Annotated in this window: 23 protein-coding genes and 1 tRNA gene; 4 read left to right on the top strand and 20 right to left on the bottom strand. The window is 48.7% G+C overall.

The features are described from left to right. Nucleotides 1-48: 48 nt before the first annotated feature. From EKM71_RS08475 to EKM71_RS08450, 6 genes are all read right to left on the bottom strand, one after another. On the bottom strand, nucleotides 49-1179 hold the full coding sequence (locus EKM71_RS08475) for a glycerate kinase family protein (protein ID WP_125574170.1): 1131 nt from the start codon (nucleotides 1177-1179) through the stop codon (nucleotides 49-51). 25 nt (nucleotides 1180-1204) lie between these two features. Continuing rightward, on the bottom strand, nucleotides 1205-2506 hold the full coding sequence (locus EKM71_RS08470) for a GntP family permease (protein WP_125574169.1): 1302 nt from the start codon (nucleotides 2504-2506) through the stop codon (nucleotides 1205-1207). 205 nt (nucleotides 2507-2711) lie between these two features. Beyond that, a complete protein-coding gene (locus tag EKM71_RS08465) occupies nucleotides 2712-3938 on the bottom strand; it encodes a serine hydrolase domain-containing protein (protein ID WP_125574168.1) in 1227 nt (408 codons plus the stop codon). Nucleotides 3939-4062: 124 nt separating this feature from the next. Then, complete coding sequence (locus EKM71_RS08460) at nucleotides 4063-4734, bottom strand: 2,3-bisphosphoglycerate-dependent phosphoglycerate mutase (RefSeq protein WP_125574167.1); 672 nt, start codon at nucleotides 4732-4734, stop codon at nucleotides 4063-4065. Between the two features lie 157 nt (nucleotides 4735-4891). Beyond that, a complete protein-coding gene (locus tag EKM71_RS08455) occupies nucleotides 4892-5986 on the bottom strand; it encodes a DMT family transporter (protein ID WP_125574166.1) in 1095 nt (364 codons plus the stop codon). 39 nt (nucleotides 5987-6025) lie between these two features. Continuing rightward, entirely contained in the window at nucleotides 6026-6973 is a 948-nt protein-coding gene (locus tag EKM71_RS08450; protein ID WP_125574165.1) for an AEC family transporter, read from the bottom strand. A 363-nt stretch (nucleotides 6974-7336) separates the two neighbouring features. On the opposite strand from EKM71_RS08450, the gene EKM71_RS08445 reads away from it, so the two are divergent. The 3 genes from EKM71_RS08445 to EKM71_RS08435 all read left to right on the top strand — a co-directional run bounded on the left by EKM71_RS08445 (nucleotide 7337) and on the right by EKM71_RS08435 (nucleotide 10640). After that, entirely contained in the window at nucleotides 7337-8482 is a 1146-nt protein-coding gene (locus EKM71_RS08445; RefSeq protein WP_125574164.1) for an LCP family glycopolymer transferase, read from the top strand. A 248-nt stretch (nucleotides 8483-8730) separates the two neighbouring features. Beyond that, nucleotides 8731-9387, top strand: a complete 657-nt coding sequence (locus tag EKM71_RS08440) for an EAL domain-containing protein (RefSeq protein ID WP_125574163.1) — start codon at nucleotides 8731-8733, stop codon at nucleotides 9385-9387. Nucleotides 9388-9509: 122 nt separating this feature from the next. Then, nucleotides 9510-10640 carry a GGDEF domain-containing protein gene (locus EKM71_RS08435; RefSeq protein ID WP_125574162.1) on the top strand — a complete coding sequence of 377 codons (1131 nt, stop codon included), beginning with the start codon at nucleotides 9510-9512 and terminating at the stop codon, nucleotides 10638-10640. A gap of 54 nt (nucleotides 10641-10694) precedes the next feature. On the opposite strand, the gene EKM71_RS08430 is transcribed toward EKM71_RS08435, so the two are convergent. The 11 genes from EKM71_RS08430 to EKM71_RS08380 all read right to left on the bottom strand — a co-directional run bounded on the left by EKM71_RS08430 (nucleotide 10695) and on the right by EKM71_RS08380 (nucleotide 20720). Beyond that, nucleotides 10695-11099 (bottom strand): PTS sugar transporter subunit IIA, encoded by a 405-nt coding sequence (locus tag EKM71_RS08430; RefSeq protein WP_125574161.1) that lies wholly within the window; start codon nucleotides 11097-11099, stop codon nucleotides 10695-10697. A gap of 100 nt (nucleotides 11100-11199) precedes the next feature. Further along, a complete protein-coding gene (locus tag EKM71_RS08425; protein WP_125574160.1) occupies nucleotides 11200-11808 on the bottom strand; it encodes an HAD family hydrolase in 609 nt (202 codons plus the stop codon). A 77-nt stretch (nucleotides 11809-11885) separates the two neighbouring features. After that, entirely contained in the window at nucleotides 11886-13328 is a 1443-nt protein-coding gene (locus tag EKM71_RS08420) for an MATE family efflux transporter (RefSeq protein ID WP_125574159.1), read from the bottom strand. A 362-nt stretch (nucleotides 13329-13690) separates the two neighbouring features. Further along, nucleotides 13691-13972: a hypothetical protein gene (locus EKM71_RS08415; protein ID WP_125574158.1), complete on the bottom strand. Its 282-nt coding sequence runs from the start codon at nucleotides 13970-13972 to the stop codon at nucleotides 13691-13693. Between the two features lie 25 nt (nucleotides 13973-13997). Further along, nucleotides 13998-14082: transfer RNA gene (locus EKM71_RS08410), tRNA-Leu, on the bottom strand. Between the two features lie 80 nt (nucleotides 14083-14162). Next, entirely contained in the window at nucleotides 14163-15047 is an 885-nt protein-coding gene (gene thrB / locus EKM71_RS08405; protein ID WP_125574157.1) for a homoserine kinase, read from the bottom strand. Nucleotides 15048-15060: 13 nt separating this feature from the next. Then, the gene (locus tag EKM71_RS08400; protein ID WP_125574194.1) at nucleotides 15061-15546 is read right to left on the bottom strand and encodes a SprT family protein; all 486 of its coding nucleotides are present in this window, start codon (nucleotides 15544-15546) and stop codon (nucleotides 15061-15063) included. Beyond that, nucleotides 15539-17734 carry a Tex family protein gene (locus EKM71_RS08395; protein WP_125574156.1) on the bottom strand — a complete coding sequence of 732 codons (2196 nt, stop codon included), beginning with the start codon at nucleotides 17732-17734 and terminating at the stop codon, nucleotides 15539-15541. The genes EKM71_RS08400 and EKM71_RS08395 overlap by 8 nt, the downstream gene beginning before the upstream one ends. 197 nt (nucleotides 17735-17931) lie before the next feature. Continuing rightward, the gene (locus EKM71_RS08390; RefSeq protein ID WP_125574155.1) at nucleotides 17932-18366 is read right to left on the bottom strand and encodes a hypothetical protein; all 435 of its coding nucleotides are present in this window, start codon (nucleotides 18364-18366) and stop codon (nucleotides 17932-17934) included. 24 nt (nucleotides 18367-18390) lie between these two features. After that, nucleotides 18391-19221 (bottom strand): ammonia-dependent NAD(+) synthetase, encoded by an 831-nt coding sequence (gene nadE, locus EKM71_RS08385; RefSeq protein WP_125574154.1) that lies wholly within the window; start codon nucleotides 19219-19221, stop codon nucleotides 18391-18393. Nucleotides 19222-19253: 32 nt separating this feature from the next. After that, on the bottom strand, nucleotides 19254-20720 hold the full coding sequence (locus tag EKM71_RS08380) for a nicotinate phosphoribosyltransferase (protein WP_125574153.1): 1467 nt from the start codon (nucleotides 20718-20720) through the stop codon (nucleotides 19254-19256). A gap of 152 nt (nucleotides 20721-20872) precedes the next feature. Here EKM71_RS08380 and EKM71_RS08375 point away from each other — a divergent pair, with 152 nt between their 5' ends. Further along, the gene (locus EKM71_RS08375) at nucleotides 20873-21607 is read left to right on the top strand and encodes a WecB/TagA/CpsF family glycosyltransferase (RefSeq protein WP_125574152.1); all 735 of its coding nucleotides are present in this window, start codon (nucleotides 20873-20875) and stop codon (nucleotides 21605-21607) included. On the opposite strand, the gene EKM71_RS08370 is transcribed toward EKM71_RS08375, so the two are convergent. The 3 genes from EKM71_RS08370 to nagA all read right to left on the bottom strand — a co-directional run bounded on the left by EKM71_RS08370 (nucleotide 21604) and on the right by nagA (nucleotide 24242). Beyond that, on the bottom strand, nucleotides 21604-22092 hold the full coding sequence (locus EKM71_RS08370; protein ID WP_125574151.1) for a GNAT family N-acetyltransferase: 489 nt from the start codon (nucleotides 22090-22092) through the stop codon (nucleotides 21604-21606). The two genes, EKM71_RS08375 and EKM71_RS08370, sit on opposite strands and share 4 nt — an antisense overlap. A gap of 269 nt (nucleotides 22093-22361) precedes the next feature. Next, the gene (locus tag EKM71_RS08365) at nucleotides 22362-23063 is read right to left on the bottom strand and encodes a GntR family transcriptional regulator (protein ID WP_057877500.1); all 702 of its coding nucleotides are present in this window, start codon (nucleotides 23061-23063) and stop codon (nucleotides 22362-22364) included. A gap of 36 nt (nucleotides 23064-23099) precedes the next feature. Beyond that, entirely contained in the window at nucleotides 23100-24242 is a 1143-nt protein-coding gene (gene nagA / locus EKM71_RS08360) for an N-acetylglucosamine-6-phosphate deacetylase (protein ID WP_125574150.1), read from the bottom strand. Between the last annotated feature and the right edge of the window lie 64 nt (nucleotides 24243-24306).

The following is a 24306-nucleotide window of genomic DNA, read 5'->3' as shown; positions in this document are numbered from 1 at the left end:
TTGTGTCGAAACGCACGTTCACTAACTAATCGTCTTTGATCACATGCTTTACTTTAACACCCTAGCAATATTCTCCGCGGTCCGAGTGAGGTTTTCCTCACCGGTCTTGATGGCCGTTGGAAGATCAACAACCCCTGGCAGAATTGGGAAGATGGCATCAATACCCAGATCGTAAAGCTGATCGATCCCCTCGCCGACATTACCGGCTAACCCGATAACCTTGGCGTGTGGACTCGCTTCCTTGGCAGCCAGTGCTGTCCCCATTGGCGTCTTGCCATACTGGGTCTGAAAGTCAATGGCACCTTCGCCTGTGAAGACGTAGTCCGCATTAACGGCTCGTTCCTTCAGGTGTGTTTCCTTAACCACGATCTCGACACCCTTTTCCATGACAGATTGGGTAAAGGCCAGTAACCCCGCACCCAATCCACCAGCAGCACCGGCACCGGGGTAATCAGCGAGATCCTTGCCCAAATCGCGTTTAATGATGGCCGCGTAATGCGCCAAGTTGCGGTCTAGTACAGGAATCGTTTCCGCCGTGGCTCCCTTTTGCGGACCAAAGACGGCAGCTGAACCCTTAGGCCCAATCAGTGGGTTCGTGACGTCGGAGGCAATCCGAACCTTCGTCTTAGCAACCAATGGGTCAACATCAGAGATATCAATCTTAGCAAGGTCGGCTAAACCGCCACCCCCACGTTTGATGGGCTGACCGTCCTTATCGAGAAACTTTGCCCCGAGGGCTTCAGCCATCCCTTGACCACCATCAGTCGTGGCCGAGCCACCGATCCCAATGATAATCTCTCTGGCACCGTGATGCATGGCATCTAACATCAATTCACCAGTCCCATAGGTTGTGGTAACCAGCGGATCCTTGGTCTGTTCATCCACAAACTGAATGCCACTAGCCGCGGCCATTTCAATTACAGCCGTCCGACCATCACCCAGTAAGCCATACTGAGCAGCAACGGTCTCTTCCAATGGATTCAAGACAGACGCGGTTTTTAACGTCCCATGAGTTGCATCGACCAGAGATTGCACCGTGCCTTCCCCACCGTCGGCCATCGGAACCAGTTCATAGTCGGCGTCTGGAAATACACGCTTCAACCCAGCATAAATGGCATCCGCCGCCTGTTTCGCGGTCAAACTACCTTTAAAAGAATCGGGGGCAATGACAAATTTCATTTGAACTTCATCCTTTCCGTCGTGTCTAGAAGAGGGTAAACATAATGGTTCCGACAATCGTCATGGTTAACCCAACTGCCGTTTCATAAGGAACCGACTGCATCCGTTCCTTGAGAGACATGTTCATGGCGTTGGCCGTCACATGGAAGTAATTTCCTTGTGGCAAATGATCAATCACCGTAGCACCGGTATGAACCATCACAGCGGCAGCCAATGGCGCCGTTCCGAAGGACAGAATAGCCTTACCGAACGATCCAGTAGCTAAGATAACACCGGTTGAAGTAGAAGCCGTTGCGGCAGCCATTAAGATCCCGGCGATTGGAGCCAAGAAGGTTCCGGAAATTCCGGAAATCTTAATTAAATGAACAATGGCGGCAGGTAATGTCGAGGTGGTAATCAATCCCCCGATAGCACCGGCACCGATCAAAATTAAAACCACGTCAGTCATCCGAGCCATCCCTGACTTCGTATAGGCCAAGACCTTTTTCCCTTGGTGCATCGCTAGCATTCCAACCAACCCAGCGATTGGCAAGATGTACATGGCATCAACTTCGAATTTTTCCAAAATACTAATGTGTAAAATATTTCCAACTGGATTTAATAACAACAGAACAACAGCCAAAAGTGGCGCAACGATCGCCGTCTTTAAGGATGGCAAATCAGTAGGTTCAGTTGCACCTTGGTCCTGGTTAGCTTGCACGTCAGCCATAGTGGCAATTGACCCACGGTGACGTAATAACGTGGCGATCAAAACCGTTGCCAACAACCCAAAGACAGCAGGAATAAAGTCGGCAACCATCAATTGACTGAGTTCCAAATGGAACCCATGAGCGGCAGCAATCGTGTTGGGATTTGGTGAGATGATGTTCCCCGCCTTACCACCACCAGAAAGAGCGACTAGCAGGGCCAGCTTAGAAATCTTCATCCGACTCCCCACTTCGAGGGCAATTGGGGCCACAATCAAGACGGCAACAGGGATAAAGACCCCCACGGCCGTGATAATCATGGTAGCCAAAGCTAACGAAAGAATGGCAAGACTCTCCCCGAACTTGTTCACGATGCCCCGGGCAATCGCATTTGCGGCCCCAGACTCCATCATGACACCGGCAAAAACCCCGGCGGCTAACACCCGGATAACGGTTCCCATAACACTCTGGGATCCCGTAACCACAATGTTTACCGTCTGTGTCAGGTTGGCTCCTCCAATGAGGGCCCCGACAATTGTTCCAAGTAAGAGCGAATAGACCGGGTTCAACTTACGTAAAATTAAAATAATGGCAAGGGCTAACCCAATTAACGCCCCAATCCAACTAACAGAAACACCCATCTGACGACACTCCTATCTATGTACTAAGTGAATTAATTAACGAACTTTTTGAACTAACTAATGATACAACAATCCTTGAGTAATTAAAAGGGCCAAACACTTTGTTGGGTCTACACCATTACCAAGTAAAACGTTTTAGGCCATATAAAAAAGGCCGAAAACCAACGTTTTCGACCTTTTAATTTGATTATTTTTTTAAGGATACCTACTTGATGGCCTTCACATTATTGATAGCCTCAAGGGTCTGAATGGCAAGTTGTTCCGTCGACCAACGCGGGAACATGGCCTTCTTAACAAAGTTGTTTGATAAGAAAATCACACCTGTTTTACCATCTTTACTCATCGCGACGGTACTTTCGTAATCATCCCCCATACCGTGACTGTAGTAGCCGATATTTCCGAGATGATACAGACCACCGGTATAGTGCCGCGTTTGGCCCGCCTCATGGAGAACCTGAGCACCGGCTGGATTATCCAATGTCGTTCCCTGAATGATGCCACGTTCCGCCTGGAAGGCATCTCCAGTACTCATAATGACATTTCCAGTTGCCACCTGAACCGCTGTATTCGCTTTAAGCGGTGCGTGAGGTTCCTTATACTGACCGGGTTCCATGCCGCCATAACCTAAGGTCATATTCGGCGTAATCTTCCGGATCTGGTTAAAGCCCGTGTGGTTGAGATCAAGTGGTGTCACAATGTCCTGATAGAACGCTTGATAGTAGGATTGATGAGTCACCTTATGCAGAATCCCTGCCAGTAAGACATAACTGATTGGTTGATAATGGAAATGGTTGATTCGCTTCTTCTTGATGATGGCCTGTTGACTAGCATACTTGTAGACCGCCGGTTCAGTCAAGACAGTTCCTGGTGCCAACTTACCGCTGATTCCGCCCTCCATATTCAACATCTGACGGATAGTAACGTGACTGCTGTGCTTAATATGATAATACTTGCTCAAATGATCGGACAACTTGATCTGGCCCTTTTCTACGGCTTGCATAACCAAGGCCCCGGTCAGTGATTTCTGGACGGAGTTGATCAGAAATTGTGACGTGACTTTATTTTTACGCTGCTTTTTTACATTGGCCCAGCCAAAAGCCCGTTGATAAACAACATGATTGTTTTTGACAACAATGGCTGACCCGACAAATTTTTTAGCCTGAAGATCTTTAGTCAGCTTAGCCGCAAAGACGGGATTCTTCTCTCCCAAATTTTCACGGTCATACTGTGTGACCTTATTTTCGCGATCTTGCTGGCTCTTCAAGGCATAGCGAGTAATCGCATCTTTCGTTTTTTCTGCATGGTGCTGGTTGCTAATTGCCACCTGCTTTTTATCATTAGCATCGATGACGTGCATCCATGAAACAACCCCAATAATAACCACAATAACGGACATTAAAATTGCCCAGTGGCCCAAATTTCTCTTATTCATTCCCTGACTTCCCCTCTGTTCCCAACTCCTAAATCTGATTATACGAAAAGGCCGGACAAATACAATCGTTTTTCTCAATTGTTTAGTCCGACCTTATTAACTTATCCTTTTGTTAAGGTAATCGTCACAATATAACTTTACGTTTGATTCGCAATCGATCATCAAAATCGTAGCGAATTGGTTCGCCGTTAGCCACCTCAACCCGACTAATGTCAGCGTCTGGCACGCGATCAAGGTACTTGATGAGCGCACGTAAGGTACTCCCATGAGCCACGACGAGCTGGTTATGACCATCCAGCAGACGCGGCGCAATCTGGTCCTCCCAGTATGGCATTAACCGGTCATAGGCCATCTCAAGACTTTCGCCCAATGGCTCCGTGTGCGGGCCAAACTGATCATAACGTCGATCCTGAACCACGTGATCCAACCGTGGTGGCACGGTCTCAAAACTCCGCCGCCAGATCTTCACCTGCCGTTCACCGACTTTTGCCTGCACCGCCGCCTTATTCTTCCCACGTAAGGCGCCGTAGTGGCGTTCATTAAGCCGCCAGGACTTGTATTCAGGAATTGCCAACTGGTCGATGGCTTCCAGTACAATATTCGAGGTTACGATGGCTCGTTGAAGCATCGACGTGTGCAGGGCGCCAAACCGTAGTCCGGTCTGCGCCACCAACTTTCCTGCTGCCAAGGCCTGCTGGCGTCCCCTAGCTGTCAGAGGGACGTCGCTCCATCCCGTAAAGATATTATCCCGGTTGGCGACACTTTCACCGTGTCGTAGGATGACTAACGTTGCCATCATCATTCTCCCTTTCTCTGCTCTTACTCTCACGGATTATCATAACATAGCGTTCCGGTAGAATCGTTGAATTTGTGCCACCTTTCACGTAAGAGTACCAACACGATAAATAAAAAGGACCCAAGGAATAACCTCAGATCCTTCACACAAATTAAATTTAATCCGGCGACGACGGGTCACGCTTGGCATCTAGCTTTGCTTCAAGCTTGGCTTCCAAGTCAGCTTCTAATTTAGCCTCGAGTTGGTCAGCCTTAGCCGTTGGCATTTGCTGAAAATCGCTGGCAGGAACAGTTGCATTTTGTTCTGCCAATTGCGATTCGCGTGCCTTGACTCGGTTCCCCATAAAGGTAATCACGGAACCAATCAGGATAATGACAATCCCAACAATCGTATTTGGTAAGATGTGCTCGTGAATCAGCACAGCCGCCATAATTGGCGCCAGCCCTGGCTTAATGAAGAAGACCAGGGATGCCGTGGAGACATCGGAACGTTCCATGGCCAAAAAGTAGAAGGCAAATCCGCCACCGGTCACACAGACCCCGATGAAGAAGAGTAACCAAAAATACTGCATGCTGATGTTCTTCAGGATTGGGAGCGCAGCAAAGTTACTGAGCCAACCAACCTGACGCATTCCCCCAGCAATGGCGGGAATATGGGTAATCATCATCAAAACAAAGAGTTCCAATGATCCGGCCAAGAACGTAAAGCAGGTCATGGTAATTCCATTGAAGTGGTGACGAACAGATCCCCACCGAGACACGATACTGTACAGTCCGAAGGTCAAAGCAGAACTAATCGCCAACACCAACCCTAGCGGATTCGTCAGATGGGCTGGATTAACAATCACAATCAATCCAATAATAGAAACGACCACGGCGATCAAGTTCGCCCGACCGAGACGTTCATGCAAAATTAAGTACGAGAAAATAAGAGCAAATACAGGGTTACAGCTAAAGAGAACGGCCACCGTCGACGCTTCGTCAACGGTGATGGCCAATTGATACAACGTCATTGAAACAATGACACAGACCAATCCGGTCAGGAAGAATAGCCCCCAATCCGCCTTGGTCAAATGGTGTTGTTGCTTGCTAAGCGCCCGCAAAGCAATTGGCAACAACACGATTCCCCCAATGAGAAACCGTATCAGGTTCAACTGAATGGGATTAAATGCCCCTCCAGCAGCCTTTAAGGCGATTTCCATCGAACTAAACATTAAGGTTGAAAAAGCGATGTACAACATGGTTTTTCTCAAAACGAAACTAGTTCCTCCTTTTAAGACATGTAAACACAACTAAACAATTCGCTGAACAATAACCATTAAGATTGGAATCACCACTAGACTCAGGAGGGTGGTTTCGGTGACCATAATGGCCGCATAGTCAGCATCCGCTCGGTAAAGCTTAGCGACAACTGGCGCATTGGTCATGACGGGCATGGCCGCCTGCAAGATAAAGACCTGCTTCATGAGTACCGGCAACCCGGTCGGAATCACCAGAAAAGCCATCAAGGTTGGGGCAATAATAAATCGTCCTAATAGAATCCCTAGGCTATCGCGATCAATCCGAATATTCTGTAACCCGGCACCGGCAATCGCGGTCCCAATAAAAATCATGGACAATGGAATCGTCAAACCACCAACATATTGAAAATCCTGCATGATCCAATCGGGTAGTTGGATATTCAGCATGACCAAAATAACCCCAAAAATAAAGCCCAACAGGGGCGGTGAAAAAATCTTCTGTAAAGTGCTCTTTAGATCGAACTTAGCCTTGTCCTTTCCATCTCGCTGAATGAGATAGACCCCCAGGGTCCAGAAGAAAGTAGTATTGGCCATATAATACACCAGTACAAAAGGTAAGCTTTTCGATCCAAACAAGGCCTCGTTAACGGGTAAGCCCACAAACACGGTGTTGGAATTCAGAAACATCGACTCAAACAATCCCCGATGATCGTCATGAATTCGAAACAAGTGAAAAGCCACAATCGACAGTCCAAACATAATCGTCATCGAGATGATCGGAAAACGAAGGTCTGGCAACGTTGCTTTCAACGTCGCTGCCGAAAATTTAGCAGTGATGGTACTAATCATATAGGCGGGTAAGGCGATCTGCGTCACCAACCGGGCAATCAACCGTGGTGCCTGGTCATCAAACCAGCCTCGGCGAGACAGCACGTAACCTAAACCGATCATCACCAGGATAATCAGCACGCCTGAAACACTTCTGATAAAGACGGCCATTCGGTAACCTCCCCGTCGTTTCAAAAAATAACTGTTTCTTAAGCAACGCTTCTTATTATAGCATAAGAAGTGATCTCATCAGATCCGTAACCGGTTCCAACGTTGATTATAATAGGATTCTTGTCACCTTGACACGCCCGGAAATGTTGCCAGTTTTACCGGTCATTAACATTCCCAAATTGTGATTGTCATTCCCACCCGTTTACGAATAACTTTTTTTGTGGTGTAATGAATTAATTGAGGTCACAAGCAAAACTGGTCGGGGAACTTTTAAAATCTGATTAAATCGACGATTGGCGCTATCGTTACGCCACGGACCAGTTTATAATGGAAAAAGATTTTGACGAGGATGAGGAAATAAATATGCCTAATGATAATGGAAACAAACGGCAACGATCGCCAGAGGACTTCGAGCAAGTCTACGATCGTCGTTCTGACCGACACTCACACTTTAAAACACCCACGGTTCATCCCCATCGTCCTGTGATGTGGACTATCGTGCTCACCGTGCTCTTCCTAATCAGTGGTGGACTGGCGTACGGCTATCATGCCTGGAGTTCTGCTAAAAAGACCTTCAGCCAGACTTACGCTTCATCTAACACTGCGAAGAGTCGTAACGTGGCCTCCGTTCTTAAGAAGAACAAGCCCTTTTCAATTCTCTTGATGGGAACAGATACCGGGGCCCTGGGCCGTTCCGATATGGGTCGGACCGATACCATGATGGTTGCCACGATTAATCCAACCAAAGAAACTGCGTACCTAACGAGTATCCCCCGGGATACTCGGGTCACCGTAGGGTCTGGCGCTAACGCCAGTGTGCAGAAGATTAACGCAGCTTACACCATTGGTGGCGCCAAAACGGCTGTTAAGACCGTTGAAGACTTGCTGGACATCCCAATTGATTTCTATGCTATCGTTAACATGGGGGGCCTGGAGAAAATGGTCGATGCCGTCAATGGGGTCGACGTTAAACCACCATTAACCTTCCAATATGGCGCCGCTAACGTGGTCAAGGGCAAGACAACCCACTTGAATGGGAAGCAAGCCTTGGCTTACTCACGAATGCGTCATGAAGACCCACTGGGTGACTATGGTCGACAAAAGCGACAACGACAAGTACTCCAGAAGCTGGTCGTTAAGGCGGCTGGGCTGACCTCCATTACGCGTTACCAACAGATTTTGACCTCCCTTAATGGGAACCTCAAGACTGACCTGACGTTTGATGATCTGATGCAGATTCGCGCTAAGTATGGGGATGCCTCCCATCACATCAAGTCTGAAACCTTACAAGGCCAAGACGCGATGATCGATGGCCTCTCCTACCAAGTGCCAACCAATCAAGAGCTAAAAAAGATTTCTAATCATATTCGTAAAACATTGAACCTCTCAGAAACCAAAAACTTCACAACTGATGCCGATACGTCGGCTTATGGCACCACTGATACCAGCTATGGAAGCAATACCAGTGGCTACGATAACAGTAATGCCAACAATGGCTACGGCTACTAAAGAAAAGACGCGTGAGATCCGAAGATCTCACGCGTCTTTTTGATTGTCCACCTACTCCAGATCAGAAACCTTATAATCACGAATAATGCAAAATCATACACGGGCGCATTCGTAAGCGCATCCACCTACTTGCAGGCTTAATCAATCACCACACTAAACGATATATGACGTTGTTCTTTTGAAAAAAAGCGCTAGAATAGAGATAATTAATTCTATGCGGTACGCCGTAATTAAAGGGGTCAACTAATATGTACCGTTTTTTCGTTCAACCTCAAGTAAATCAAGACAATCAACAGGTCTTTGGCTATGAGGTCCTCCTGCGTAAACAACAGGATAAAGCGTGGGTCCTGCCACACAAGTTCACTGACATCTCCGTGACAGATCAGGCCAAACTCCTTGAACAGACAGCGACGGATCTGAATACTGCGAAGACTAAACAGGTCTTGGCTTTTAACCTCAACAACCAACAGCTGCGTGATCCCCTCACTTTGGGAACGATCATTGCCCTTAAGAAGCGAATCAGTCCGGCGACTTTAACTATCGAACTAACAGAAGCCCCAACATTAGATGAGATTCAGCGATTTAGTCTAGCCCTCCACCAATACGACATTGCCCTCGTGTTAGATGACGTCGGTACTGGGTCCAACACCTACCACAACATTCAATATCTATTGCCATTCGTTGACGAAATCAAGTTTGCTATGCAGAACTTCCGCATGGCCGGGGTTGCGGCTAAAATTCCAGAATGCTTAGCGTTCTGGGCCAAAATTGCTCAGCAATTTCGTTTGAGCTTCATCCTCGAGGGTGTAGAAGACGCTAAGGACCAGGCACTCGCTAAGCACTTCGGCATTAACCTTCATCAAGGTTATCTTTATGGTAAACCAAGTCTAGTACCACGCAATTAAGAAGTTTGGGAGAAATCCCAAACTTTTTCTTTTAGTCCAAGTGGGTGTTCGACCGTTTAAATCTATTGTATAATATATTTTTACCGTTAATAATCAGGACTATCCCCGATAGGAGGTTTCGCATGACTTGGTCCAAATGGTTTGTGGCACCCGCAATTACGAGTCTGTTCTTTTTACTCGGTGTCCTGACCCTCTATTGGTTCATTACCAATAAAATCATTCAACATCTCGATCGTCAGCACCGTCAGCCCAACGCGGCTGCCATCCGAACCAACGTCGGTCTGATCTATATGGTGATCATTCTTATCATCAGCCAGACATCTGTCAGCGGAACCGCCTATAGTTGGGCCTTCACTAACTTTCAGATATTTGCCATCGTCTTTGTCAGTTACTTTCTAATGTTGGAAATACAACTCTGGCAGCTTCTGATTGCCATTGGCCTCTTCATGGGAATCAACGAAACGATGGGCAACGGCTGGTCCTGGCTCTTCGCTTCGGTCTATGTCGCTTTCTACTTCGTCATGAAACTCGTGAAAACCCATCATCATCACAGATGGACCGACTTTCTGGACTTTACTATTGCAACCCTATTCTTCTCGGCCATCCTCTGGGGACTAATGGGTGCACAATTTCACCTACCACTCACCACTTTGGCCTGGGAACTCGTCTTCAGCTTCTTTATTTTGAGTATGATGTACGTCTACGTGGATTCACTCTTGGCTGGCGCTGATACTTTAGCACAGCTCACCTATACCACCAATTACGACGATTTGACAGGCGTCAATAATTACTACGCCTTCAAGAATGACTTCGATCAAGCCTTTAAAAAAGCGACGGGAACGCAATCCCCTCTAACGCTCATGCTATTCGATATTGACCACTTCAAGCATGTCAATGACACGTATGGCCATTTGACAGGGGATTATGTCCTCAACCACGTGGCACAGACGATGATGCATACCTTGGCGGAGCTAGACTCAGAGCTCGTTCTCTACCGAACCGGGGGGGAGGAGTTCACGATTCTTTTTACCGACTATACCACCGAACAAGCTACCGGCCTCATCACCACCTTAACCGAATCAATTCGTCAGCACACCTTTCACCATGGTGGTCAAGATCTCAACGTTCGGCTATCTGTGGGGGGCACCCAACGCCAACCTGACGATCGGGAAGCTGTCGATCTCTTCCGGCGGGCGGACCAAAACCTCTATTATGCCAAGCAACATGGGCGTGATCAGGTGAAGATTAACTAGACTAAACCTAAAAAAGATATGCCCGCAGGCATATCTTTTTTCACTCTCTGTATTTTAATCAGTCGAAATAGTCCCATTAAAGGGTCGAATACCATTACGCCCATCCTGTTCCAGACGCGGCAACATCGACGCTAAGGGCTGATCCTGCCTATCCAAAGCCTCAATCAACATGGGCAAATTCACACCCGCGATCACGGCATAGTTGTCAGGATTCTGTTGGACCAGTTGACTGGCCGCATTAAAGGGTGCCCCACCCCAGAGGTCGGCCAAAAACAGGAGCTCCGACATGGGTTGAAGGCTCTGGATAGCAGCCTGATAATGGTTTGCCAGGTCCTCGACACTCTCATTGGCACTCAGGGTCACAGCCTTGACCTTCTGCGCTTTACCGAAAATCATTTCGGCACTCTGTAAGATACCACGGGCAAAATCACCGTGGCCTGTGATAATTATGGCAATCATCCTGCCACCCCTTTTATAAAACGGTTTACGTTAATCAAAACCACTTGTTTATGGGTTTAATATAGCACAAAATGCCAGTCAGCTCCACTAATCCAGAAACCTAGTGAATCAGCAAATCTCCGGGCGTCATATACAGTCTATCTGGTTGGTAATTAACGGGCGTTTTACCGTTCCATCCAGCAAAACCGAAGTCAACACCCGCAGCATGTGCGGCCGTATAGTCGTAAGCCGTGTCACCCACGTAAACCGTCGACGCTGGATCGGCGCCTAAACGTTGCATCGCCAGGAGAATTCCATCTGGGGCCGGTTTCCCGTGATCCACATTTTCGGCCACGACACTCACCTTAAAGTACTGGTCCAGACCAACACTCACCACGTCACGCTCGTATTCAAAGCGTCGTTTCGAGGTCATAATGGCAAGATTGGCCCCGACCTCTCGTAATTTAGCTAAGGCCGTTCTAACGCCAGGATAGATAGAGACGGTATCTTGGTAAGCCACCGTTCGATCTCCCCAAGCGGTCAGAACATTCTCCAGATCGGGAATCTGAAGTCGTACCAGCGCATCACGACTGGGGATACCAAAGGTGGCCGTTAATTCAGCGTAGGGTCGATTGATACCTCGTTCATGTAACACTGCCTGTAGGGCACGCATGTACATCGTTTCAGTATCAAGTAATGTCCCATCAAGATCGAAAATCAAATTTTGCATGGATTTAAATACTCCTTATCGTTGAGATCAAAAAAGGAAGATGATTGCGCATCTTCCTTAGTGTATCATGCTTTGCTTTAGGACTCGAACTTTGGCGTCACACCCATAGCAGGGTCGCTAGGCGTGGCCTTGGTTGCTACTTGTGCCAGCTCATCCGTCGTTGGCTTACCGGCAACCACATCTTCAGACCGTTGCAGGTTCCGCAACTGCTTAACAGCTCTGATCCATGAAGGAATCAGGATAGCACAAGAACCCAACCAAGCCAACGGTTCGGCGGAAACGGCTCCCGCATAACCGAAGGCCCCCACCATGAAGACGGCAGCAAAAATTCGCATGCTCAGTTCGCCCACACCGGCTAGGGTCGGCAACACGCGGCGGCCTAAACCTTGGAGCGTATTACGAATGACGAAGAGAACACTTAATAGGAGATACGTGCTCCCAATGATATTGAAGTAAGTCTGTGATAATTGAATAACATTTTCGTCGGCTGTTCCGATAATTAGAGTCACAATCGGCTTGCCGAGGAAAATCACTAGACCACCAGCGAAGACAGCGAAGCTCCCGGATAACCAGAGGGTCTTCTTGACCCCTTCCATGATCCGACTGTATTTGCCAGCTCCAAAGTTCTGAGCGGCAAAGGTCGCCATGGTAACCCCAAATGAGGACATGGGTAAGGAGCAGAGTTGGTCAACCTTAGAAGCTGCCGTAGATGCCGCTACGGAATCAGTCCCTAAGGAGTTCAAGGCCGCCTGCATCACCATCGTTCCAATGGCAATGATCGACAGTTGAAAACCCATCGGCATCCCCGTCGTAAAGTGTTGCCAGAGTTCGTTGACGTCTAATTTGAAATCATCTTTGGACACATGTAAAAGTGGAATGGAGCGGATGATGTAAGCCACACATAGCAGTGAAGCCACCACTTGAGAAATCACGGTGGCCCAACCGGCCCCGGCCACACCCATGTGGAAGACCAAGATAAAGAGCAGTTCCAAGAGAACGTTGACAACCGTTCCAATCACCAGGAAGATCAGTGGCGTCCGGGAATCCCCTAATGCCCGAATGATGTTGGACAACAGGTTGAACGCCATCGAGGCGAATATCCCGATAAAGATGATGCTGATAAAAATCCGTGCGTTAGCAAAGATCGACGCTGGCGTCTGCATCAAATGTAGAATTGGGTCGACAAATGCTAACGAAAGAATCGTCAAGATAATAGTCATTAAAATCGAAATGACGATGCTCGCAGCAAAAGACTTACGGACACCCTTGTAATCTCTGGCACCATACCGCGTTGCCGTGATAATAGCTAATCCAGCGGTCAGGCCTTGGGCGAACCCAATGATTAAGAAGTTAATAGAGCCCGTCGCCCCAACGGCGGCCAGCGCCTTCACACCAAGAGTTTGTCCCACGACTACGGTATCGGAAACGTTATATAATTGCTGAAATAAATTACCAATTAAAAGTGGAATCGTAAAAAAGAAAATGAGTTTGAGGGAGTTACCCTTAGTTAAGTCGTTCATGCGCCGACCTCCTTTAGAATTTTTGCCAATCTTTTGACACAAGACAACTACTATAACGCGTTTCAGATCATTTGTCAGTGGTTTTGTTTCATAAAATTGGTAATGATCAATGTAGACTCATATACTACGCCCATCCATGAAAGAATTGAAGAGCTATTTTCATTGGAAACGGTTACTAAGGCAAAATGTTATCTAACTGTCATGAAAGCCGCCAAATTTACGGAAATTCAGCTAGCAATTCTGAAAACAACGAGATTCCCTCGATCAATAAATGGAGAACCGAACAAATCGATTTTCTTGGCGACCTGATTGTGCCACATTATTGAAAAAAAGGCCATTTTTATGCTTGCAAACACTGCCTGCTACTTTTCCCGTAATGGTCGCGGACCATTGCGGGTGAAAACCAAGCTTCTGCTTTCACCGTTCATACCACGAACTTGGTCTAATTTCATTCTCTTAATTTCCGTGACCGACCACAATGAGATAAGTGTCTTGTCAAAATGAGTTGTTTTTTGTTCAGGTATGCTCAGCTCTGTCGGCAGGCATACTAAACCATCCTTCACGAAAATCTTGCTTAATAAATAATTAGGCTCAGACTTATAAACTAAAAAGAGGTCGTGATGACCACCGCTTTCGCGGGTCATCACGACCTCTTTCACTGTTTCGTTATGCGCCCAAGAAGATTCGAACTTCCACCGGGTTTACCCCGACAAGATCCTTAATCTTGCGCGTCTGCCAATTCCGCCATGGGCGCATTAACTCACAAGAAATAGTATAACAAATGATCCGGGTGCTGACAATATTTTTTGCAAGTTAATTCAAAAAAATCTGAACTTATGCATCTGTGAGGACAGTTGCCCCGGCTGGATCAAGTTCTAGGATCCGCAAGCTACCGGGCAAATCAGCCGTTGCGAGCTTGTTTCGTAGCAACGTTAATTGTGGTGACGTTCCAAAGGTCACCACGGTTGGACCAGCTCCACTGAGGTAAGTTCCTGTGATCCCTTGCTCGTGAGCCGCTGTTCGAATCAGCTTGAGCTCTGGTACCAGTTGTGAACGCGCCTGTTCATGGAATTCATCGCGTTCGATCATCCGAGTGGCAAGTTCCCAATTTTTCTCCAACAAGGCTGCCACTAACACATTGGCCACACTGCTGGCATGGACCGCGGTCTTTAGCGCAACCTGTTTTGGCAAGGCTTCACGACTCTTCCGTGACAACAATTGTTGTCCGGGAATGAAGACCAAGACACGCATGTCATCTGGCAAGGGCAATTGGATGGCGTCAGCGTGATCATCATTGACCGTTGCCACGGCCGCTTGCCCCAACAATGCTGGTGCCACGTTATCCAACGTCCCCCCGAGCTTAACAGCCCAATTTAGTTGTTCAGAAATATTCAGATCAAGCTCGCCAAGTTCATTTGCAATCTTGATCCCTGCCACAATCGCACTGGTTGAGCTTCCCAGTCCGCGTGAGATAGGAATATCCGACATCACGGTCAGTTGATGGGGATGAATCTTGGGTGCCACCTTGAGAGCCGTCTGCACCATCAAATTATTTTCGTCCCGTGGAATTTCTGTGCCAAGAGCGTGATTAACTCGCCACTTGTCAGTTTCTTCTTCAATAATAACTGTTAAATAGAGATGTAATGCGGCACCAATTGAATCGATTCCAGGGCCTAGGTTCGCCGAAGTTGCTGGTACCCGAATAATTGTTTTACCCATACTCACTAACCTCCTAATTTGCCTGTGGCCGGGTGACCGCCGTCACGGTCCGCTGCCACCTTAAACGTCCCCGACAGCGACCGCAAACAAGCTTATTGACGTTGAGCCGCCGAGCCCGATAATACTGATAATGACACTGTGTACACTCATAAAGTTGCCAGTGTCTAACCTTAGATTTAGACACCCGAGGTGCTGGTGCGTAACGCAAGCCACCTACTTGTTTCAATAGCGCCTTAAATGCGGCTGTCCGATGTTGTCCACTTTGGCCGGCCAGGTGTAAGTGGTAGTGACACAATTCATGCTTGATAATTCCCACTAGCGTTGCCTGCCCATGCTCGCTGAGCATCCGCGGATTAATTTCGATACTGTGGTCAGTCAGCTGATACCGGCCACCAGTGGTACGTAGCCGGTAATTGAACCACGCGCGATGCGTGAAGGGTTTCCCAAATGATGCCAGAGAAATCTGGGCAACCAACCGTTGTAAGTCTTGGTCAGTCATGCTGTTCGCCACGCATCGTAAGTTGAATCCGTTGACGTTGCTCATCCACGGTCAACACCCACACGGTGACCACATCACCAATTGTAACAACGGTACTGGGGTCGCTGACGAAATGGTCTGCCAATTGTGAAATGTGAACCAGGCCATCCTGCTTGACGCCAATATCCACGAACGCCCCAAAGTCGACCACGTTACGAACCGTCCCCTGGAGTTCCATGCCCGGCTTCAAATCGGCCATGGTGAGGACATCCTGCCGTAATAATGGCGCCGGCATGGTATCTCGCAAGTCTCGCCCGGGCTTACTAAGCCCATCGATGATATCGGTGAGTGTTGTGGTCCCAACATCTAACCGTTCTGCCCACTGTTGCGTGTTGATCTGTGCCAACTGCTGTTGGAGCTTCGGTGTCCCGATCGCCGTAACCGGCGTGGTCAAGCCTTGCAGCAATTGTTCCGCCGCGGAATAACTTTCGGGATGAATATCGGTATTGTCTAAAGGCTGTGTCCCGGCAATGATTCGCAGGAAGCCCACGGCCTGTTGATAGGCCTTAGGTCCCAGTCGAGGCACCTTTTTCAATTCTTGGCGAGTCGCAAAGGCCCCGTGATCGTTACGATAACCGACGATATTCTTAGCTGTTGTCGCGGTTAGCCCCGAAATATGGGTCAGAAGCGCCGCACTCGCAGTGTTCACGTTGACCCCAACCTGATTGACCGCCGTCTCGACAACGCGGTCTAACTGGCTGTCTAGGGCCTTCTCAGGAACGTCATGTTGATATTGCCCCACACCCACGGCCTTGGGATCAATCTTAATCAGTTCGGCCAAAGGGTCTTGCAGCCGGCGACCAATACTAATAGCGGAACGTTCCTCAACGTGAAGGTCGGGGAATTCCGCTCGAGCCGCTGCACTGGCCGAATAGACCGATGCCCCAGCTTCATTGACCAAAACATAATAGATTGGCCGATCCAACGTCTTTAAAATTTCACTTACAAATTCCTCGGACTCGCGACTGGCCGTACCATTTCCAATCGCAATCATTTCCACGTGGTAAGTTGTCAGAAGTTTCTTGAAAGCAGGCCCAGCCGCTGCTCGTTTCTGTTGACTAGCGGGCTTGTGCGGGTAGATCACCTGTTTGGTTAAAAACCGCCCATTGGCATCCATAATAGCTAACTTGCAACCCGTCCGGTACGCAGGATCAAACCCCAATACAACCTTCCCCTTCAGAGGTGCCTGCATTAACAGATGATAAAGGTTGTTCCCAAAGACCTGAATGGCATGGGTGTTGGCCGTCTCCGTCAATTTTCGCCGTAATTCCCGATCAATGGCTGGTCCCAGGAACCGTTTATAGGCATCCTCAAAGGCCTGATTGACTCGAGCTACAGCCGGTCCATGATGCTGGCCAACTAGTCGAAAGTGCCCATATTGCAAGATCGACGCCGGATCGACACTAATGCCAACCGACAAGACCTTCTCCCGGTCACCACGGTTGATGGCTAAGACACGATACGGAGGGATCTGATTCAATCGTTGATGAAAATCATAATAGGTCGCGTAAACTTGCTGTTCGTCACGATCGTCTGACCCTCGGCGGCGTTTACTAGTAAGTTCGCCATGCTGCCAAGTGAACTTACGAATCCACTCCCGAAAAGCTGCTTGTTCACTGAAGGCCTCAGCTAGAATTTCGTGAACGCCAGCCCAAACGGCAGCCACATCGGGCAAATCCTGATCGGGGTTCACGTAAGCCTTGGCCCGTTGATCGAGATCTCCTGTGGGAAAGGTCAATAACCACTGTGCCAAAGGCTTCAACCCATGTTGAATGGCCACCGTCGCCTTGGTTTGCCGTTTCTTCTTGTAAGGTAAGTAAAGATCCTCCACCTGCTGAAGGGTCGTCGCCTGAGACAGTGCCTGTTTTAACTTTGGCGTTAGCGCCTGCTGATCAGCAATAATCCCTAAGACATCTGTCCGGCGCTTGTTCAGTTTGGCTAGCCGAGTGGCCTCGTCTTCAATCTCTCGAATCGCCACTTCATCCAGTGATCCTGTCCGTTCTTTTCGATACCGAGCGATGAAAGGAACTGTGTTCCCCTCATCCATCAGCGTGAGCACAGCGCGAATCTGATCGACGCGGTACTGCCCGAATTGTCGATGAACCGACGGGGCTAAATCGACCAACTTTTCTTCTCTTTCAGTTGCCATGCAAACCCTCCATCACTTCTTAATCGCCTCTAGAGGTCGTCTTAAGACGGCCCACTTCGCATACACGTATTATACCATCTTCATTGGTGTGGGTCGCCCGATTCTACGTTTGCGTGAGCCAATTTAATTCAGGATCACAAAACGGGAGTTGGCTCACTCGGCCCCTCCCGTTTGACGTGCATTTTTGAAATGAAACTTTACATTGGACTCGTCATGATGCGTTGCGTAGCTGCCGTAACCTTTTCCATGGCATTCTCCTGCGTCGTCTCTGCCGCATCGAAAGCTGCTTGATCGACCGTCTGGTGTTCAACGTCCAGGCTATCCGTCATCGCTTGACAGGCATCCGTATAGATCCGGTAAGCAGCCACCAATGACTTGTGCTTACCCAGAATTCGAACCGGTACACTGGCCTGTTGGAGTTGATTGAGCTTAGCTTCATAAGCATCGGTTCCCCGCTGGAAATTATCAACAATCTTCTGCAGTTCAACCTGTGAGAGGTCCCCTACGGTCTGATTATCCAGGGCGTGACGAATCGTTTCAAAGTCACCGTTCATGGCTTCTCCACCATCCTCAGTTTCCTGAAGAACTTGACTCAAAACACGAATATAACTATTCATATTATTCTTTTGCATGGCTATCCATCCTTTGTCTGTAACCTACTTCTGCCAGAACGTATCATACACGTTGACTGGTAAGTGCCGCTTGTGTGCGGTCTTTTGATACCATTGTTCAATTCTTTCTGCAGCAGTTTCACTCACTGGCTTGCCTTCCAGGTAGTCGTCGATATCCTGATAACGAACACCTAGAGCGGCCTCATCGGGCAGAGCTGGTCGATCATCTTCTAGATCTGCAGTTGGTACCTTCTTGTAGAGGTGTTCCGGCGTCCCGAGAAAGGCTAACATCGCTGCTCCCTGGCGCTTGTCCAGCCGCCAAATTGGGCAAATGTCGGTCGCCCCGTCACCATACTTGGTGTAGAACCCCGTCACGGCTTCAGCTGCGTGGTCGGTACCCACGACTGCGCCAGAACGAGCTCCAGCAATGGCATACTGTGCAATCATCCGTTGTCGCGCCTTGATGTTCCCTTTGTTAAAATCACTGATGGGGCCACCGTTGGCTTCCACCGCAGCCACGATGGCATCCGTTGCTGGTTGAATGTTGACTCGTTGTACCTCGTCGGCCCCCATGAAGTCGATCGCCATCATCGCATCGTCCTCATCGGCTTGTTCGCCATAGGGCAACCGCACAGCAATAAACCGATAGGCTTCGTCGCCGGTTTCCTGACGAAGTTCAGTAACGGCCCGTTCACACAACAGACCAGTCAACGTCGAATCCTGCCCGCCAGAGATTCCGAGAACCAACGTCTTCATAAAATCATAACGCTTGAGATAATCCTTGAGGAAATCCACGCTTCGCCGAATCTCCGTTTCCGGATCAATCGTTGGTTGAACCTTCAACGCTTCAATAATGGTTTTCTGCATCTCTCGCATATTTCCATCCCCCTAAATTCTAAACGCCTAACTTATTCCGGCATCTTTTGAACGTACTGATGAATCTCTTGAATGAGGGCCATCTTGTGGTCCCAACAATCTTGTGACAGGTCCACTGGATACTTCTGTGGGTTCAGGTCACGCTTATACTCTGGCCAAAGATTGGCCAAAGCTCCACGACAACGATCCCGAATAGCAGACAGTGCTGGTAACTTATAAACCAACTCACCATCCTCAAAAATCGATTGTAGGATTGGCCGCGCATTGAAATCATTCACCGTTTTATTAATATACGTGAAACTCGGGTGGAACATGAAGATACTCTCCTCACGCCGGGGATCTTCATCAGCCAAGGTCACGTAATCCCCCTCGGTCTTACCATCCGCCTTCTTGGTAATCCGCCAAACCTGTTTCTTACCTGGCGTCGTCACCTTCTCGGCATTATTGGACAGTTTAATGGTTCCCTTCATCTCGCCATGTTCATCTGCAATCGAAACCATCTTGTAGACGGCACCCAAAGCAGGCTGATCAAAAGCAGTGATTAGTTTCGTCCCAATACCCCAGACGTCAATTTTGGCGTCTTGCATCTTCAAACTCTGGATAGTCTTTTCATCCAGGTCGTTGGAGGCGTAAATCTTAGCATTCGGGAAGCCAGCTTCATCCAGCTTTTGACGAACTCGTTTGGATAAATAGGCCATATCTCCGGAATCAATCCGGACACCTTGGAAGTTAATCCGATCGCCCATTTCCTTAGCAACTGCGATAGCATTTGGTACCCCACTACGTAAAGTATCGTAGGTATCCACTAGAAAGACACAGTCGTTATGCGTCTGCGCATAGGCCATAAAGGCATCGTGATCATTGCCATAGGCCTGAACCAAGGCATGCGCATGGGTCCCACTGATCGGAATACCAAAGAGTTTACCGGCGCGAACATTAGACGTTGCGTCAAACCCGCCGATGTAAGCCGCTCGGGTTCCCCAGATGGCCGCATCAAACTCCTGTGCCCGTCGCGTCCCAAATTCCATCAAGGCATCATCACCAGCGACGGAACGAATCCGCGCCGCCTTCGTCGCAATCAAAGTTTGGTAGTTGACGATATTTAAAATCGCCGTTTCGACCAGCTGACAATCGGCCAACGGTCCCTCGACCTGTAAGATAGGCTCGTGGGCGTAAATCAATTCGCCTTCCACGGCCGAACGAATTGATCCACGAAACTTGAAGTTAGCCAAATAATCCAAAAAATCTTCTGGATAATCTTCAGCTTCTCGTAAGTAATCAATATCGGTTTGGGAAAAATGCAAATTTTGGATATAATGAACGATGTGCTCCAAACCAGCAAACACTGCATACCCATTATGGAATGGCATGTCGCGGAAAAAGACTTCAAAGACCGCGTGTTTGTCGGCAATTCCCTGTTGATAATACGTCTGAATCATATTGATCTGATAGGCATCCGTGTGCAGTGTATAACTGTCGTCGGGATACAAGTTCGTCATAATGAGTTTCTCCCTTAGCTGGTTTTAAGCTGGCTGACTTCATTTTCAATTCTAATAGACTTATTTTAGCATGAAACCCATGGAGCGTCATACTTTTTAACATGGTCATCGGTGCTTAATTAGTCCGAATGACAATCCTGAAAGGAGTCCCTATGCAACCTTCATTCTCTACGGTTACCGTTCTTGGCGTCCCCTTCGTCAAAACCACGGCTGACCATCTGCTGACCACATTACAAACCCGCATCGTGGCCAAACAAAATACCTTCGTCGTCACCGCCAATCCTGAAATCGTGATGTACGCGCACGAACACCCGGACTATCAACGGCTGATTCGCAACGCGGACTACATTACCCCGGATGGGGTAGGAATCTTAGACGGCGCTAAACTTTTAAATCAACCGCTACCGGAAAGAATTACCGGCTTCGATACGATGTACGCGCTCCTCGAGTGGGCTAGCAGACAGCACCGCTCAGCCTACTTTGTAGGCGCCAAGCCCGAAGTGGTCGCCACGTTGAAGCAAACCTTACCACATGACTTCCCAGGGCTCGCCATCGCCGGTATTCACGATGGCTATTTCGACGATGATGCCGACATTGTTGCCGACATCAAGGCCACTCAACCTGACATGGTTTTTGCGGCTCTCGGGTTCCCAAAACAGGAAAAATTCATCGCCCAGCATCGACACACGACCAAGGGCCTGTGGATGGGGGTCGGCGGAAGCTTCGACGTCCTCGCCGGGGCCGTCGACCGGGCACCTAAGTTCTGGCAGGATCATCATTTGGAATGGGCCTACCGCACAGTTAAGGACCCCAAGCGGCTTAAGCGGATTGCCATTATCCCTCGCTACCTCCATTTAGTACGCCAACAGGCAAGGCAGCAACGCTAGTTGTGGCGTACCCGTTCCATTTCAATCACCGAGAGTTGACCTTGTGACTCTGTCCGTAACCGGGCAGGGTCTTTTTGTCTGAAACCAAATTCGCGGTAAAATGCCTGCGCCGAATGATTCGCCTCGAGGACTTCCAAATAAACCCGCTCGGTCGTTGCGTTTAGGGCTGTAAGGGCCGCCGTCATGAGTTGCTGTCCGACACCTTGATGCTGCACGCGAGGATGAACATAAATCGAATAAATTTCGCCCCAATTTGATCGCTCGGCCTTTCTGGCAGGACCCGCGGCACAAACACCGACCACCTTTTCCCCTTGAAAGGCCAACCAAGTTTGCTGCCAACCACGTTCGGGGTGCCAAGTATCGACAGTCAATTGATCCAAAAATTTCGCTGGCAGCATGCCCGCATAAGCAGAGCGCCAGACTGTCAGATACAGGTTCGCGACTTCATGAAAATTATCGTTCTGTTTTGCTCGCCGAATAAACATCAGCCTGCCCCCTTTAGCGTCCCTGATTCAATAGAGACTGCCCATCACGATCAAGTCGTGGCGTCAGTTTGGTTTCGGTATCATTCGTATGCAACTAGCATTGCCCCCGAATTTTCCGATCTGTGCTCATTGTGAAGGAGATACCACCGCCTACCTTAAATTCGGTTGTCCCACTTCTTTTTGAAAAAAGTGACGCCGTGACAAATGTCATAGCGCCACTTTTTATTTTCAAATGTAGCTTGTTAAGCCGTGCGATCCATAGCACGTTGTTACTTTTCCAAATAAAACTCAAAACGCTCGCCAACATATTGGGTCCGCACGTATTCGAATGGCGTACCATCTTGTAAGCAGGTCACCTGACGAAGCCGCAAGATCGCATCGCCACGCTTGATGTTCAAGTATTCTGAAATCCGTTCGGAAGCCGACATAGCGGAAACCGTCTGTTGTGCCTTACCAGGATTCAGACCCTTCTTATCTTCGAGTGCACGGTACAGAGAACTCGTGACTTCTTTCTTGCTGAGCCCATCGACCAGTCGTTCTGGAACGGTCGCCACTTCAAAACAAATAGGCACATCATCTCCATAACGAATTCGTTCCATTCGCAACACGAGGTCCTCTTCGCTGAGCTTTAACTTTTCAGCTTCACTCAATGAGGGACTCATGACGTGATAGGAAATGGTCTTGCTGGAAGGCTGCTTGCCTTGAGCCAACATCAAATCGGTAAAACTGGTGACCCCAGACATTTTCTCTTGAACCTTCTGGTTGGCCACATAGGTTCCAGACCCCACCTGGCGTTCGAGAATTCCTTCATCGACCAAGGTTTGAATGGCCTGGCGTAGAGTCATCCGACTCACATCAAACTCACGCGACAACTCCCGTTCTGACGGAATTCGGTCGCCAACCGCCCACTTTCCAGCTTCAATCGCGCGCTTAATGTCATTATGAATTTGAATATAAATCGGTGAACTCACAGCACCCAACGTCCCTTCTAAAAATCCAACTTTAAGTTATTTGTTCTTTTGACTAAATGCTCGACCCAAGCTATACGTTGTTTCTAGCTGGAAGCCTGGTGTCATCACGTTAAGATCCGCGTCACGACCGGGTTCAAGCTTGCCCTTCTGTGTTAACTGGAATTCTTCGGCCTGGTTAACCGAGCTCATCTGAACGGCTTCATTGACATCGCAACCCGTAAACAACATCACGTTACGGAAAGCTTCATCGTAACGAAGAACAGATCCAGCCAAGTTACCACTCTCGAGTCGGGCTTGCCGATCCTTAACGATGACCTTCTGGCCCCCGAACTCACTGACACCCTCGGGCATCCCCTTGGCACGCATCGAGTCCGTTACCAATTCTAAGCGGTGAGGGCCTTTCTGTTCGTAGGCTAGCTTGATCATATCGGGTACAATATGGAACCCGTCACAGATCAACTCACAGTAAAGATTATCCTCCAACATAGCATGACCGGTAACACCCGGTTCACGATGCTTGAGCCCCCGTTGCGCGTTGTACAAGTGTGTCACATGCGTGGCCCGGCTGTTCAACAATTGCGCTCTGGTGGCATTCGAGTGACCCACTGAAGGCACGATGCCATTGGCTAAACAATACGTTTCAAATTTAGCGGCACCGGCATCTTCTGGTGCATAGGTGATCAGTCTGACCCGGCCACCCGACAACGTGTTCCATCGATCCAACAGGGCCACGTCAGGATCCTTGATGTAAGCTTCTGGCTGAGCACCCTTGTAAATAGCCGCGATGAACGGTCCTTCCAAGTGAACACCCTGAATCACAGGGTTCCGCTCAGCCGCCGCTGCGATTCCCGACATAGCATGATCAATCGCGTCATTTGACTGTGTCATCGTTGTGGGAAAAATGGTAGTGATCCCTTCATAGACCATCTGATTAACCATTTGATCTATTTGGTCGGGGTCACCATCCATACTATCATATCCATAGCCTCCGTGACTATGCACGTCAATAAATCCTGGTACAATTGTGCGGCCAGTGACCACGTGAACTTCATCGGCTGGTTGGGGGCGAAAGTCCGCCACAGGTCCAACCGCTTCAATCTGACGGTCAAAGCGCACATACCCGTCGGCAATGACGCTGTCCCCGGTGTAAATCTTCGCGTGTTTTAAGACAATACTCATGAGTCTCCTCCTAATCAATACTGACAATCTCAACATCATTATTGTAATCGGTATAGACCAAAAA

This window comes from Levilactobacillus huananensis, from assembly GCF_003946145.1.
In the GTDB taxonomy this organism is placed as follows: Bacteria; Bacillota; Bacilli; order Lactobacillales; family Lactobacillaceae; genus Levilactobacillus; species Levilactobacillus huananensis.
Note: the sequence above shows the minus strand (reverse complement) of the source record. Positions and strands in the feature narration are given on the sequence as shown.